Origin of the sequence: Pseudomonas sp. NFR02 (assembly GCF_900119375.1) — a bacterium.
In the GTDB taxonomy this organism is placed as follows: Bacteria; Pseudomonadota; Gammaproteobacteria; order Pseudomonadales; family Pseudomonadaceae; genus Aquipseudomonas; species Aquipseudomonas paracarnis.
The window spans coordinates 1-14,577 of record NZ_FPJJ01000007.1 but is presented as its reverse complement, the minus strand read 5'-3'; the positions used below and the strand labels follow the sequence as shown (position 1 = coordinate 14,577).

Sequence of the window (14,577 nt, the reverse complement as noted above, 5' to 3'; positions counted from 1 at the left end):
GCAAAAAAATCAGACAACACGGTATTTGCTGTGGGCCGTATTAAATTAGGCAACGGTTTTAATCGATCAGCAAAGTAGTCCTCTGACTGAAATCGCATGATCTACAGCCCCGATCACTGTAAGCAATGTCATACACAACTTACGACGACATACAGTTAAAACGCCTCACGGTATCGGATTACCTATTCGTTTAAAGCTTGCGAAGCTGCCCTACACTTCCCAGAGATTTCCCTACAGACAGCATCGGTCCAATTACCGAAGCACAACGCGTTGGCGTCAGCGGTCGATCGTGGCACGATGGCAAGGTTATCGACCGAGATCCTCAAACCATGCCGCAATCCCAAGCCAAGAATCTGTCCTTGATCGCCGCCATCGACCTGGGCTCCAACAGCTTTCATATGGTCGTGGCCAAGGCCCAGAACGGTGAGATCCGCATCCTTGAGCGGCTCGGCGAAAAAGTGCAACTGGCCGCCGGGATCGACGACGAGCGCAAGCTCAATGAAGAATCCATGCAGCGCGGCCTCGATTGCCTCAAGCGTTTTGCGCAACTGATCAACGGCATGCCCCCTGGCGCAGTGCGTATCGTTGGCACCAATGCCTTGCGCGAGGCCCGCAACCGCAACGAGTTCATCCATCGCGCCGAGGAAATCCTCGGGCATCCGGTGGAGGTCATCTCGGGCCGTGAAGAGGCTCGCCTGATCTACCTCGGCGTGTCACACACACTGGCCGATACGCCCGGCAAACGCCTGGTGGCAGACATTGGCGGCGGTAGCACCGAGTTCATCATCGGCCAGCGTTTCGAACCGCTGCTGCGTGAAAGCCTGCAGATGGGATGCGTGAGTTTCACCCAGCGTTATTTCAAGGATGGCAAGATCACTCCGGCGCGCTATGCCCAGGCCTACACCGCAGCGCGTCTGGAAATCATGAGCATCGAACACGCCTTGCACCGACTGACCTGGGATGAAGCCATCGGCTCGTCCGGCACCATCCGTGCCATCGGCCTGGCCTTGAAAGCCGGTGGCCATGGCACCGGCGAGGTGAACGCCGAGGGCTTGGCGTGGCTCAAGCGCAAGTTGTTCAAGCTGGGGGATGCAGAGAAAATCGACTTCGATGGCATCAAGCCCGACCGCCGTGCGATTTTCCCTGCGGGCCTGGCAATTCTCGAAGCCATCTTCGACGCCCTCGAACTGCAACGCATGGACCACTGTGACGGCGCCCTGCGCGAAGGCGTTCTCTACGACCTGCTGGGCCGGCACCACCACGAAGACGTGCGCGAGCGCACCCTCAGCTCGCTGATGGAGCGTTATCACGTTGACCTGGAACAAGCCGCACGCGTGGAGCGCAAAGCCCTGCACGCGTTCGACCAGGTGGCCGAGGACTGGGACCTGGAAGACGGCGTCTGGCGCGAGTTACTCGGCTGGGCAGCCAAGGTGCATGAAGTCGGCCTGGACATCGCCCACTACCATTATCACAAGCACGGCGCCTACCTGATCGAACACTCGGACCTGGCCGGTTTCTCCCGGGAAGACCAACAGATGCTCGCGCTGCTGGTACGCGGCCATCGCCGTAATATTCCCAAGGACAAGTTTGCCGAATTCGGTAAAGACGGCATCAAGCTGATCCGCCTGTGCGCGCTGCTGCGCTTTGCGATCCTGTTCCACCACATCCGCGGCACCCAGGAAATGCCCCAGGTCAAACTGCACGCCGATGGCGATAGCCTGGAAGTGATGTTCCCCAAAGGCTGGCTGGATGAAAATCAGCTGACCCAGGCGGACTTCGCCCAGGAAGCGGAATGGCTGACACGGGTGGGGTTCAGCCTGAACCTGCGCTAAAGCCCACTGCAAAACAAATGTGGGAGCGGGCTTGCCCGCTCCCACATGGAGTTGCGTATGCCTGGGCTAGTTCACCGTCAGAATCGGGCTACCCAACTTCTCCAATAATGTCGCCTGCGCGCTGCGCGGGTTCTGGTTGCCGGTCGGGGTGTTACGCACGTAGCGACCATCCGACTGCAGGCTCCAGCTGTGGGTGTTGTCGGTGAGGTAGCTTTCCAGCTCCTTCTTGACCCGCATGATCAGCTTCTTGCCTTCCACCGGGAAGCAGGTCTCCACGCGCTTGTCGAGGTTGCGCTCCATCCAGTCGGCACTGGAGAGGAACATCTGTTCTTCGCCGCCGTTAAGGAAGTAGAACACGCGGGTGTGCTCCAGGAAGCGGCCGATGATCGAGCGCACATGGATGTTATGCGACACGCCCACAATGCCGGGGCGCAGGCAGCACATGCCACGTACCACCAGGTCGATGCGCACACCGGACTGGCTGGCCTTGTACAGAGCACGGATGATCTTCGGATCGGTCAGCGAGTTGAACTTGGCGATGATGTGCGCCGGCTTGCCATCGAGGGCAAACTGGGTCTCGCGGGCAATCATGTCGAGCATGCCCTTCTTGAGCGTGAACGGCGCGTGCAACAGCTTCTTCATGCGTAGGGTCTTGCCCATGCCGATCAACTGGCTGAACAACTTGCCGACGTCTTCGCACAGCGCGTCGTCGGACGTCAGCAAGCTGTAGTCGGTGTAGAGCTTGGCGTTGCCGGCGTGATAGTTACCGGTACCCAAGTGGGCGTAGCGCACGATCTCACCGGCTTCACGGCGCAGGATCAGCATCATCTTGGCGTGGGTCTTGAAGCCGACCACGCCGTAGATCACCACCGCACCGGCCGCTTGCAGACGGCTGGCCAGTTGCAGGTTGGACTCTTCGTCGAAACGCGCACGCAACTCGATCACCGCAGTGACTTCTTTGCCATTACGCGCCGCATCCACCAGCGCATCGACGATTTCCGAGTTCGCGCCGCTGCGGTACAGGGTCTGGCGCACGGCCAGGACGTGCGGGTCCTTGGCAGCCTGGCGCAGCAGGTCGACCACCGGGGTGAACGACTCGAAAGGGTGCAGCAGCAGGATGTCCTGCTTGCTCACCACGCTGAAGATGTTCTCGCTGTTTTGCAAAAGTTTCGGGATCTGCGGCGTGAACGGCTTGTATTGCAGCTCCGGGTGGCTGTCCAGGCCGGTAATGCTGAACAGGCGCGTGAGGTTCACAGGGCCGTTGACCTGGTACAGCTCCGATTCTGCCAAGTTGAACTGCTTGAGCAGGTAGTCCGACAGATGTTTCGGGCAGGTGTCCGCCACTTCCAGGCGCACCGCATCGCCATAGCGCCGTGAGAACAGTTCGCCGCGCAGGGCACGTGCCAGGTCTTCAACGTCTTCGGAGTCCAGCGCCAGGTCGGCGTTACGGGTCAGGCGGAACTGGTAGCAGCCCTTGACCTTCATGCCCTGGAACAGGTCGTCGGCGTGCGCGTGAATCATCGATGACAGGAATACATAGTTGTCGCCAGCGCCCCCTACCTCTTCCGGTACCTTGATGATCCGAGGCAACAGACGCGGCGCCGGGATGATCGCCAGGCCCGAATCGCGGCCGAAAGCGTCGATACCTTCGAGTTCGACGATGAAGTTGAGGCTCTTGTTCACCAGCAAGGGGAACGGGTGCGTCGGGTCGAGGCCGATAGGCGTGATGATCGGCGAAATCTCGTCCCGGAAGTAACGGCGCACCCAGGTCTTGATCTTGGCGGTCCAGTGACGACGACGAATGAAGCGGACTTGGTGCTTTTCCAGCTCCGGCAGCAGGATGTCGTTGAGGATCGCATACTGGCGGTCTACATGGCCGTGCACCAGCTCACTGATACGCGCCAGGGCCTGGTGCGGTTGCAGGCCATCGGCACCGGCTTGTTCACGGGCAAAGGTGATCTGCTTCTTGAGGCCGGCAACACGGATCTCGAAGAACTCGTCCAGGTTACTGGAGAAGATCAGCAGGAATTTCAGCCGCTCCAGCAAGGGGTAGGACTCATCCAGCGCCTGCTCAAGCACGCGGATGTTGAATTGCAGTTGTGACAACTCGCGGTGGATGTACAGGCTGCTGTCATCCAGGTTGGTGACCACGGCCACCGGCGCCGGCGCAGGCGCTTCGGCCACCACCGCAGGCGGTGCGGGCTCCAGCTCCGGCGGGGTCTGGGCGACTTGTTCAACCACCGGGTGAGCGTCTTTTACGGCAACTTCTGAGAGTCCTTCGGTATTCATCGAGTGTTCCTGTGAGGGCTATTGTTGCTCTCTAAGCAATTGGGCGGCGCGGGCGGCGAAGTAGGTCAGAATGCCATCAGCGCCGGCACGTTTAAAGGCAGTCAGGGATTCGAGGATCACCCCTTCACTCAACCAACCATTCTGGATGGCCGCCATGTGCATGGCGTATTCACCGCTGACCTGATAGACAAAGGTCGGCACTTTGAATTCCTCTTTGACCCGGTAAAGAATGTCAAGGTAGGGCATCCCCGGCTTGACCATCACCATATCGGCGCCTTCGGCCAGGTCGGCAGCCACCTCGTGCAGGGCTTCCTGGCTGTTGGCCGGGTCCATCTGATACGAGGCCTTGTTGGCCTTGCCCAGGTTCAGCGCCGAGCCTACCGCATCGCGGAATGGGCCGTAGTAGGCGCTGGCGTATTTGGCCGAGTAGGCCATGATCCGCACATTGACGTGACCGGCCAGCTCAAGGGCTTCGCGAATCGCCTGGATGCGCCCGTCCATCATGTCCGACGGTGCAACCACCTGGGCGCCCGCAGCCGCGTGTGATAACGCCTGCTTGACCAGTGCATCGACGGTGATGTCGTTCTGCACATAACCGTCTTCGTCAAGAATGCCATCCTGGCCGTGGGTGGTGAACGGGTCCAGGGCCACGTCAGTGATCACCCCAAGCTCCGGGAAGCGCTCGCGCAAGGCACGGGTGGCGCGCTGGGCAATCCCGTCGGGGTTCCAGGCTTCAGCGGCGTCCAGGGACTTGAGTTCCGCCGGGGTCACCGGAAACAGCGCCAGCGCCGGAATGCCCAACTCGACCCAATTCGCCGCTTCTTCAAGCAACAAATCAATGGTCAGACGCTCCACACCCGGCATCGACGCCACCGCTTCCCGGCGATTTTCGCCGTCGAGCACGAAAACCGGCAGGATCAGATCATTCGTGGTCAGTACATTTTCACGTACCAGGCGACGAGAAAAATCATCACGACGATTGCGACGCAGACGGGTGGCAGGGAACAGGCGATTGGCAGGGGTAAAGCTCACGACAGACTCCTGAGCCCGTGTTTACGGGCGAGCGTTGCAGTTATAAGCGGCCATTATGACGAATGAATGACAGTTGTGCTTATCGACGCGACCTGTAGTCCCATTCGTCATTTGCATAGGAATTGTTCACTTCGTGACACATCTCGATACTTTCATGAATCTTCGTGAAGGCGTAGGCTGCGCGTTCATTTCGCCAGCACCCTAGACCATGCTTCAACAATTTCTGCATGACTTCGGCTACTTTGCCCTCTTTCTCGGCACGTTCTTCGAAGGCGAGACCATCCTTGTACTCGCAGGCTTCCTGGCGTTCCGTGGCTACATGGATATCAACCTGGTGGTGGTCGTTGCCTTTTTTGGCAGCTACGCCGGCGACCAGCTCTGGTACTACATGGGGCGCAAGCACGGCCGCAAGTTGCTGGCGCGCAAGCCGCGCTGGCAATTGATGGGCGACAAGGCGCTGGAACATATCCGCAAGCATCCGGATATCTGGGTATTGAGTTTCCGCTTCGTCTACGGCTTGCGCACGGTGATGCCCGTGGCGATTGGCCTGTCCGGCTATCCACCGTTGCGCTACCTGGTCCTCAACGGTATTGGCGCGGCGATCTGGGCCGCGGCACTGGGGGCGGCGGCCTACCACTTTGGCGCGGTGCTGGAAGGGATGCTCGGCAGCGTCAAGAAATACGAGCTGTGGGTACTGGGCGCCTTGCTGGTGCTGGGCTTTGGCCTGTGGCTGCGCCGTCGCTTCAAGAATGCCCGCATCGCCCGCCAAGCCTGTGCCGAGGCCAAGGCTCGGCTGGCTAACGAGCCAGCCCCGATCGAAACGCCTAAGACACCCACCGAGTAAGCCGGCTTCTGCAACAGTAGAGGCCGATGAGGCTGAGCAGGCTGTAGCTCGCCAGGCCCAGCCAGCCCAGGTTGCTGGCGGGCCACAACCCTGCCAGCGGCGCCAGCCATACCAAGGGAACATTCAGCACCAGGCGCGCCAGCTCGGCCTTCAGTGCCCATGGGCGATTCTCCAGCGCAACCCCCAGGGTAAACAATCCCAGTGCCATCGCGCCCCAACCGAGGACCAGCGCCGAGGTGGGCGAGCCCTCACCCACATTCATCAGATAGCTGCCAAACCCCACATAAGCCGCAAACTGCAAGGCGATGTAGACCTGGTGGCGCACGTCCAGCGGCACCTCGAATTTGCGGAACTGGCTCAGGTCCGGCTTGGCCATCGGGTACTTGGCCTTGACGTCCGCCGGCCGCCAACCGGTGCGCATGAACCAGATGCGCAGCTTGTCCCACCAACGCTCAGTACGCCTGGCGTCGCTCCAGAGCTGCGCATAAAACTGCAGGTTGGCCCACAGCGGATTCCAACTGGCCAGGGGTGTGGTTACGCCGAAAATCACCGGTTCGTTATCGTCTTCCTCTTGGAAGGTGCCGAACAGCCGGTCCCAAATAATGAACACCCCGCCGTAGTTGCGATCCATGTAGAGAGCGTTCTGTGCATGGTGGGCCCGATGATTGGACGGTGTGACGAAAAACCATTCGACCCAGCCGAGCTTGGGAACATGGCGTGTATGGACCCAGAATTGATACAGCAGGTTGAGCGACGCTACGCTGATAAACACCACCAGCGGCACACCAACCACCGCCAGGGGCAAGTAGAAGATCCAACTCAGCAGGAAACCGGTGCTGGTCTGGCGCAAGGCAGTGCTGAGGTTGTAGTCCTCGCTCTGGTGATGCACCGAATGCGCGGCCCACAGGATGTTGCGTTCATGCCCCATGCGGTGCAGCCAGTAGTAGCAGAAATCATAAAACACAAAAGCGAATACCCAGGTCCAGACGCTCTGGGTCGGCAACTCGAACAACGCCAGGTGCTTGAGGGCGAAGGCGTAGGTCAGCAGGCCCACACCCTTGGTGAGCAAGCCGGTGGTGGTGGACAGCACACCGGTGCTGAGGCTGTTGATGGCATCCGCCACTCGGTAGTTGCGCGCGCCGCGCCAACGGTCGGCCAGCAACTCCACCACAATCAGGGCGATAAAAAACGGTACTGCGTAAGGCACGAAGTCCATGGGCTAGTCCGGTCTATTTTTGTTACATCAAGATTAGGTGCAGCGACGTGAGATCCCATTGGCAACAGGTTACAAATTAGTAGACATTTAACGCCATGAATCAGGAGAAATGCCCATGAGCAAAAAGATTGCAGTGATCCTTTCCGGCTGTGGCGTGTACGACGGCGCAGAGATCCATGAAAGCGTGATCACCCTGCTGCGCCTGGACCAGCGCGGCGCTCAAGTGGAATGCTTTGCACCCGACGTTGCGCAGTTGCACGTGATCAACCACCTCACGGGCGAAGAAATGCCCGAGTCGCGCAACGTGCTGGTGGAATCCGCGCGTATCGCCCGCGGCGCCGTGAAGGATATAGGCCAAGCCAACGCCGCAGACTTTGACGCGCTGATCGTGCCGGGCGGGTTTGGTGCGGCCAAGAACCTGTCGAACTTTGCCGTGGAAGGCGCCGGTTGCAGCATCAACCCTCAGGTGCTGGCACTGGCTGAAGCCTTTGCCGAAGCGGGCAAGCCGGTGGGGTTGATCTGCATTTCGCCGGCCCTGGCCGCCAAGATCTACGGCCCTGGCGTGACCTGCACCATCGGCAACGATGCCAGCACCGCCGCAGCCCTGGACAAGATGGGCGCCACCCACCTCGAATGCACCGTGGAGGACATCGTCGAAGACCAGGCGCGCAAGCTGGTGAGTACGCCGGCCTACATGCTGGGCAAGAACATCAGCGAGGTGGCGTCAGGCATCAACAAGCTGGTGGATCGGGTGTTGGAGTTGACTCACGAGAACGACTGACGCCCTCTTTCTGTAGGAGCGAGCTTGCTCGCTCCTACAGTGGTTTCATCAAGCGGGTAAGGATTCGGTCCAGCGAATTGGCAAACGCCTGCTTGTCCTTTTCGCTGTGGGGCGGTGGGCCGCCGCCCATCTGGCCTTGCTCGCGCAGGTCGGTAAACAGGTTACGCACCGCCAACCGCTCGCTCATGTTCGCTGGGCTGAATTCCTTGCCACGCGGGTCAAGGGCCGTCACGCCCTTCTTCACCAAGCGGTCGGCCAAGGGCACGTCGCTGCAAATCACCAGTTCGCCGGGCACGGCGTGCTCCACCAGGTAATCATCGGCGGCATCCGGCCCGCTGGGCACCACGATCAGCTTCACACAGGCAAAGCTCGGTTTGATCTGGCTTTGCCCTGCCACCAGCACTACCTCAAACTGGCGCTTGAGGGCGAACTTCACCACTTGGTCCTTGGCCGCCCGAGGGCAGGCGTCGGCGTCGATCCACACGCGCATGCTACGCCGCCACCCGGCGCTTTTCGGTCAGGCGGCTACGGCCATACAACACCACAATCGCCAGGATCGCCACGGCCTGTGCCCCCAACGAGTACGCATCGGCGTGGATGCCCAGCCAGTCGAAGTCAAAGAACGCCACCGGCCGCGTGCCGAAGATGCCTGCTTCCTGCAAGGCTTTCACACCGTGCCCGGCAAACACCACCGACAGCGCACACAGCAGCGCGGCGTTGATGCCGAAGAACAGCGCCAGGGGCAACTTCGCCGAACCGCGCAGGATCACCCAGGCCAGGCCCACCAGCAGCACCAACGCCGTGGCACCACCGGCCAGCACCGCGTTGTGCCCGGCAGGGCCGGCTTGCAGCCACAGGGTTTCGTAGAACAGGATGACTTCGAACAGTTCGCGGTACACCGAGAAGAACGCCAGCACGGCAAAACCGAAACGCCCACCGCCGCCCACCAGGCTGCTCTTGATGTAGTCCTGCCAGGCTGCCGCGTGACGCCGGTCGTGCATCCACACGCCGAGCCACAGCACCATCACACTGGCGAACAACGCCGTGCAGCCTTCAAGCAACTCACGCTGGGCACCGCTGACGTCAATGACATAGGCCGCCAAAGCCCAGGTACCCAAGCCTGCCAACAGCGCCAGGCCCCAGCCGACGTTGACACTGCGCACCGCCGATTGCTGGCCGGTGTTACGCAGAAAGGCGAGGATCGCTGCCAGCACCAGAATCGCTTCCAGGCCTTCGCGCAGCAGGATCAGCAAGCCGGAGATATAGCTCAACGACCAGCTCAGGCCATCGCCGCCCAGCAAACCGGCCGATTCAGTGAGTTTGCCTTTGGCCAAGTCCAAGCGCTGCTGCACCTGCTCGATAGGCAAGCCGTCCTGCAACGATTGCCGATAGGCCATCAGGGCCTTCTCGGTGTCTTTGCGCACATTGGCATCGACGTTATCCAGGGAGCTTTCCACCAGTTCGAAGCCTTCCAGATAGGCCGCGACGGATAGATCGTAAGCCTGCTCATGGTCGCCGTTGCGGAAGGCCGCGAGGCTCTTGTCCAAGGTGGCGGCGGTGTAGTCGAGCAACTGCGCGGGGCCACGCTGAACCTGCGGCGGTTGGGCACGTTGAGCGCGGAATGTCGCGGCAGCGCCAGGGCCGTCAGCGGCGAGCACTTCATTGGGGGTCTGACGGGCCAGGTCGGCAAGGTTGAATGTCTGCTCGCCTTTGGCGGCGGCCGGGTCGGCCGTGAAGCCGGCGATATAGGTTGCCAGGTCCCAGCGCTGGCGGTCGTCCAATTGGTCAGCGAACGACGGCATGTCGGTGCCCTCCACGCCCAGGCCGAGGGTGTTGTAGATCGCGTAGAGGCTCAGGCGATCCAGGCGCGTGGCATCGCGCAGGTTAGCGGGTGGTGGCGTCATGCCCATGCCTGCGGGGCCATCGCCGGCACCTGCTGTGCCGTGGCACACCGAACAATGCTGGGCGTAGAGCGGCGCGCCGCGCGTCGGGTCCGGCGTGATGGCCGGGGCCTGGCTGACTTCATACGCCACGGCCAGCTTGGCACCCAATTGACGGGCCTGGCGGGCAACGCTTGCGCCATCCTGGTGGGCAGTGACCGCGGCCAGCAGTTCATCAACGCCCTTTATCAGCTCGGCGCGCTCGGGTTTGTCTGGCAAATCCGCCACCAGCCCCTGCAACACCCCGAGAAATTCCACTTGTTCACGGTATTCCGAGTCATCCACCACCTTGCCCGCCTCCACCGTGGGTGGGTAGTCGGCGCCAATGTAGTCCAGCAAATGCAGGGCTTGCGGCGCGCCCTCGGCGGTCGCGGCCAACAGATTGAAGCTGCACGACAGCAACGCCGGCAACAGCAGCCAGGCGAGAAAGCGGAAAGGGGCGGTCATGAATGAATCTCAAGTGGAAATACGAAGTAACACTATTGTTGAGCTTTAATGGATTCGACTCAAGGTGTTATTTCATATCGCCCTAAAACCAATGTGGGAGCGGGCTTGCTCGCGAACGCGGTGCTTCAGTCACTATTTTCTTTGACTGATACCGTATTCGCGAGCAAGCCCGCTCCCACATTTTTGAGCCAGTCGCTTGGTCAGGCCGTGGCGCGATGCAGGCTCGCCAGGAAACCGGCAGCGCCGACAAACAAGCCAGCAAAAGTGCGGTTTACGCGTTTCTGTTGTTTGGGCGTACGCAACAGGCGCAAGACTTTCGACGCCAACCCTGTGTAGCCCGCCATCACGATCATATCGACGCTGATCATAGTGGCACCGAGGATCAGGTACTGGATCAACAACGGCGCCTGCGGGTTCACGAACTGCGGCAGCACCGCCAGCATAAACACCAGCGCCTTGGGATTGCTGGCGTTAACCAGGAAGCCGCGGAACATCATCGCCATCGGTTTGCCGATCGGGCGCACGGCGGCGTCATCGGTCATGTCCATGGGCAGGGCACGCCATTGTTTGATGGCCAGATACACGAGGTAGGCCACGCCAAACCATTTGATCGCATAGAACGCAGTAGACGAGGCCGCCAGAATGGCACCCAAACCACCGGCGACCACCGCAATCTGCATCGCCAGGCCCAGTTGCAGACCGATGGCGTTCCAGTAGCCACGCACAAAACCGTATTGCAGGCCGCTGGACATCGAGGCGATGGCACCGGCGCCAGGAGAAAGGGAGATGATCCAACTGGCCAGGAAAAAGGCCAGCCATGTATCGAGAGCCATTGCACACCTCGTAAGGGAGTTAGCGGTTGTGCCTTAAGCTAACTCCAGCGACCAAAGGCTGGCTATAGATTTCTGTAGGAGCGAGCTTGCTCGCGCCTACAGGATATTAGTGCCAGAGCCGGGCCAACGGCGTACCGAACGCTGGAAGAACAGACTATTGGGCACCTGCACCATCGCGCTGTTGGTCCCGGCTTCCTCGACTTCGATCAGCGTGGTGTAGAGCAAGTTGATCGCCACGACCCGGCCCTTCACGCCCGGTTTGTCGACGGTGTCCACCAACTCGACGATATCACCGAGGCGAAACGGCCCGACCGTGAAGATCAGGATCGCGCACAGCAGGTTCGACAGCACCGACCACATGGCGAAGAACGCCACGGCCGCCACCGCGACAAACCCCGACAGGGCCGTCCACAACACCGTGGCAGACACACCCAGGCGGCCCAGCACAAAGATCAGCGCACTGCCCATGATCAGCCAGCGCAAGCCGCCCCGCAGGGGCATCAGCAATTGCGGCGGGAACGGGTAGCGCTCACCCAGGCGCGTAAGGCCTTTTGCGACGAAGCGCTGAGCCAGGTAGCCAGCCAGCAGGATCAGCAGGATTTGCACGCCGATCCAGATGGGTTCGATCCATTGCACCGGTACCGGTAATTGCAACGCCTCCATCAGGACAGCGCCTCCAGCTCCGCTTGCAGGGTTTCGAGCAATTCGAGGGCCTCCATCCAGGTTTCCTCCAACTGCCCCTCGCGCACCTTGAGCTTGGCCTGTTCGGCCAGCAGGTCACGCAGCTCGTCCTTGCGCGCCGCCTCGTACACGGCGCTGTCGCCCAGGCTGGCTTCGATCTTGGCCAGGCGCTCATGCACCTTGCCCAGTTCGGCTTCCAGCTTGTCGGCCTCACGCTTGTGCGGCGCCAACTGCTGGCGCAGCGCGGCGGCGGCCTGGCGCTGGGCTTTCTTGTCGGTCTTGTCCGGGTTGACCGGCGTGTTGCTGGCCGGCGCATTGCGCAGGCGGTACTCCGTCAGCCAGCGCGCGTAGTCGTCCAGGTCGCCATCGAACTCTTCGACCTTACCGTCGGCCACCAGCAGGAAGTTGTCGGTGGTGCTCTTGAGCAGGTGACGGTCGTGAGACACCACCAATACCGCACCGCTGAACTCCTGCAGGGCCATGGTCAGCGCCAGGCGCATTTCCAGGTCCAAGTGGTTGGTCGGCTCGTCGAGCAGCAACAGGTTCGGGCGATCCCACGCGATCAGGGCCAGGGCCAGTCGGGCTTTTTCGCCACCGGAAAAATTCAGCACAGGTTCGTCAATGCGCGCGCCACGGAAGTCGAAACCGCCAAGGAAGTCGCGCAGGGTCTGCTCGCGCTCGGTCGGCGCCAGGCGTTGCAGGTGCAACAACGGGCTTGCCTTGGCGTCCAGCGAGTCCAGTTGATGCTGGGCGAAGTAACCCACCACCGTGTTCTCGCCACGAGTGAGGCGACCGGCCAGCGGCTCAAGCTCACCCGAAAGGTTCTTGATCAGTGTCGACTTGCCTGCGCCGTTCGGGCCGAGCAAACCGATGCGTGCGCCCGGCGTGAGCTGCAGCTTGACCTTCTCAAGGATGGTTTTGTCGCCATAGCCAAGGCGAGCGTCCGAGAGGTCCAACAGCGGGCTGGAGATCTTCACCGACTCACGGAAGACAAAGTCGAACGGCGAATCGACGTGGGCCGCCGACAGCTCTTCCATGCGTTCCAGGGCCTTGATCCGGCTCTGGGCCTGGCGGGCCTTGGTAGCCTGGGCCTTGAACCTAGCGATGTAGCTTTCCATGTGCGCACGTTGCGCCTGTTGCTTTTCAAAGGCCTGTTGCTGCTGGGCCAGGCGTTCGGCGCGGGCGCGTTCGAACGCGGTATAGCCGCCACGGTAAAGGGTGATTTTCTTCTGTTCGACATGGGCGATGTTATCGACCACGGCGTCGAGGAAATCCCGGTCGTGGGAGATCAGCAGCAAGGTGCCCTGGTAACTCTTGAGGAAATCTTCCAGCCACAGGATCGCATCGAGGTCCAAGTGGTTGGTCGGTTCGTCGAGCAGCAGCAGGTCAGAGGGGCACATCAGCGCTTGAGCCAGGTTCAGGCGCATGCGCCAGCCACCGGAGAAGTCGGCGACCGGGCGGTCCATCTGTTCGTTGGTAAACCCAAGGCCAGCGAGCATCTTGCGAGCGCGAGCGTCGGCCGTGTAGCCGTCGGCGCTGTCCAGCTCCGAGTGCAGGCGCGCCTGGGCGGCACCGTCCTGGGCTTTTTCGGCCTCAGCCAGGTCGTGTTGCACCTGGCGCAGGCGCAGGTCGCCATCGAGCACGTAGTCGATGGCGATACGGTCCAGGGTGTCGATCTCCTGGCGCATATGGGCAATGCGCCAGTCGGCAGGCAGCAGGCAGTCCCCGGAATCCGGGGTCAGCTCCCCCAGCAACAGGGCGAACAACGTGGATTTGCCGGCGCCGTTGGCACCGATCAGGCCGGCTTTGTGACCGGCGTGCAGGGTCAGCTCGGCGTCTTCAAGAAGACGTTGCGGGCCACGCTGTAATGTTAGGCTTTGAAGTCGGATCATAATGGCGGCGGAGTCTACCAGCTTCGTTGGCCGCTGGCTTGGGTGTGAATATGTGCGCTGACCTGTGGAGCTTTGCCCTTTCGACCTATGCCCGCCCGGGCGTGGAGGCCGCGTGCCTGCGCTTGCAGGAGCAAGGGGCAGACGTGTGCCTGTTGTTGTGTGGTGCTTGGCTGGAGCAACGTGGTGTGGCGTACAAGCCCGAACGCGTTCTGGCACTGCAACAGATGGCTCATCCGTGGCGGGTGCAGGTAGTCGAACCGCTACGACAAGTGCGCGTGCAATGGCGAGCCTTGGCCCAGCAGGATGCGCAATTGGCATCGCTACGCGAGCAGATCAAGACACTGGAGCTGGAGGCCGAAAGAACGTTGCTGGCGCGCTTGGAAGCGCTGGCGCAGACATGGCCGATCAATGAGGTGCCGGGTCAGCAAGGCTGGCTTGAAGGCCTGGCGACCGAAGCCGCCAACCTTGACCACGACGCGCTGCTGCAATTGCGCGTCATGGCCACCAACACTTAGGAAGCGCTAGTTGGGGTGGTGCTTGGCGCTACCGGTGCAGGGGTGCTGCTGGCCGATGCAGTTGGAGCGGTGGCGGCTGCCGGGGTGGCAGTGGGTGCTGCTGGAGCGGCTGGCTTTGCGGGCGCTGGCTTGGCGGCTGGCTTCACGGCTGGTTTAGCAGCAGCAGGTTTAGCGGCTGGCTTGGCAGCCGGTTTGACAGCAGCGGTTTTAGCGGCTGGCTTCGCGGCTGGTTTGGCAGCAGCGGTTTTAGCGACTGGCTTGGCAGCTGGTTTGGC

12 protein-coding genes are annotated in these 14,577 nt (G+C 61.3%); 4 read left to right on the top strand and 8 right to left on the bottom strand.

All coding sequences use genetic code 11. From position 1 onward, the window contains the following. The first annotated feature begins 329 nt into the window (after positions 1 to 329). On the top strand, positions 330 to 1,832 hold the full coding sequence (ppx, locus tag BT199_RS19935) for an exopolyphosphatase (protein ID WP_003195352.1): 1,503 nt from the start codon (positions 330 to 332) through the stop codon (positions 1,830 to 1,832). 66 nt (positions 1,833 to 1,898) lie between these two features. Here ppx and ppk1 read toward each other — a convergent pair whose 3' ends face one another. Beyond that, positions 1,899 to 4,121 (bottom strand): polyphosphate kinase 1, encoded by a 2,223-nt coding sequence (gene ppk1, locus BT199_RS19930; RefSeq protein ID WP_014720431.1) that lies wholly within the window; start codon positions 4,119 to 4,121, stop codon positions 1,899 to 1,901. Positions 4,122 to 4,139: 18 nt separating this feature from the next. Beyond that, the gene (gene hemB / locus BT199_RS19925) at positions 4,140 to 5,153 is read right to left on the bottom strand and encodes a porphobilinogen synthase (RefSeq protein ID WP_019819828.1); all 1,014 of its coding nucleotides are present in this window, start codon (positions 5,151 to 5,153) and stop codon (positions 4,140 to 4,142) included. A 208-nt stretch (positions 5,154 to 5,361) separates the two neighbouring features. Between hemB and BT199_RS19920 the strand changes: the two genes are divergently transcribed. After that, entirely contained in the window at positions 5,362 to 5,997 is a 636-nt protein-coding gene (locus BT199_RS19920; protein WP_014720433.1) for a DedA family protein, read from the top strand. Here the strand turns inward: BT199_RS19920 and BT199_RS19915 are convergent. Continuing rightward, a complete protein-coding gene (locus BT199_RS19915; protein WP_014720434.1) occupies positions 5,978 to 7,213 on the bottom strand; it encodes a sterol desaturase family protein in 1,236 nt (411 codons plus the stop codon). The genes BT199_RS19920 and BT199_RS19915 overlap by 20 nt on opposite strands. Before the next feature lie 115 nt (positions 7,214 to 7,328). Here BT199_RS19915 and elbB point away from each other — a divergent pair, with 115 nt between their 5' ends. Continuing rightward, positions 7,329 to 7,994, top strand: a complete 666-nt coding sequence (elbB, locus tag BT199_RS19910; protein WP_032902239.1) for an isoprenoid biosynthesis glyoxalase ElbB — start codon at positions 7,329 to 7,331, stop codon at positions 7,992 to 7,994. Positions 7,995 to 8,028: 34 nt separating this feature from the next. Here elbB and BT199_RS19905 read toward each other — a convergent pair whose 3' ends face one another. The 5 genes from BT199_RS19905 to abc-f all read right to left on the bottom strand — a co-directional run bounded on the left by BT199_RS19905 (position 8,029) and on the right by abc-f (position 13,787). Next, positions 8,029 to 8,484, bottom strand: coding sequence for a YaiI/YqxD family protein (locus BT199_RS19905; RefSeq protein WP_032902238.1), 456 nt, complete (start codon positions 8,482 to 8,484; stop codon positions 8,029 to 8,031). Position 8,485: 1 nt separating this feature from the next. Continuing rightward, positions 8,486 to 10,381, bottom strand: coding sequence for an FTR1 family protein (locus BT199_RS19900; protein WP_014720437.1), 1,896 nt, complete (start codon positions 10,379 to 10,381; stop codon positions 8,486 to 8,488). A gap of 200 nt (positions 10,382 to 10,581) precedes the next feature. Continuing rightward, positions 10,582 to 11,214, bottom strand: a complete 633-nt coding sequence (locus BT199_RS19895) for a LysE family transporter (RefSeq protein ID WP_005792425.1) — start codon at positions 11,212 to 11,214, stop codon at positions 10,582 to 10,584. A 96-nt stretch (positions 11,215 to 11,310) separates the two neighbouring features. Further along, entirely contained in the window at positions 11,311 to 11,877 is a 567-nt protein-coding gene (locus tag BT199_RS19890; RefSeq protein ID WP_003195372.1) for a mechanosensitive ion channel family protein, read from the bottom strand. Beyond that, a complete protein-coding gene (gene abc-f, locus BT199_RS19885) occupies positions 11,877 to 13,787 on the bottom strand; it encodes a ribosomal protection-like ABC-F family protein (protein WP_014720438.1) in 1,911 nt (636 codons plus the stop codon). The genes BT199_RS19890 and abc-f overlap by 1 nt, the downstream gene beginning before the upstream one ends. A gap of 50 nt (positions 13,788 to 13,837) precedes the next feature. Between abc-f and BT199_RS19880 the strand changes: the two genes are divergently transcribed. Beyond that, positions 13,838 to 14,302 carry a TIGR02444 family protein gene (locus BT199_RS19880; RefSeq protein WP_175556217.1) on the top strand — a complete coding sequence of 155 codons (465 nt, stop codon included), beginning with the start codon at positions 13,838 to 13,840 and terminating at the stop codon, positions 14,300 to 14,302. Positions 14,303 to 14,577: the final 275 nt, after the last annotated feature.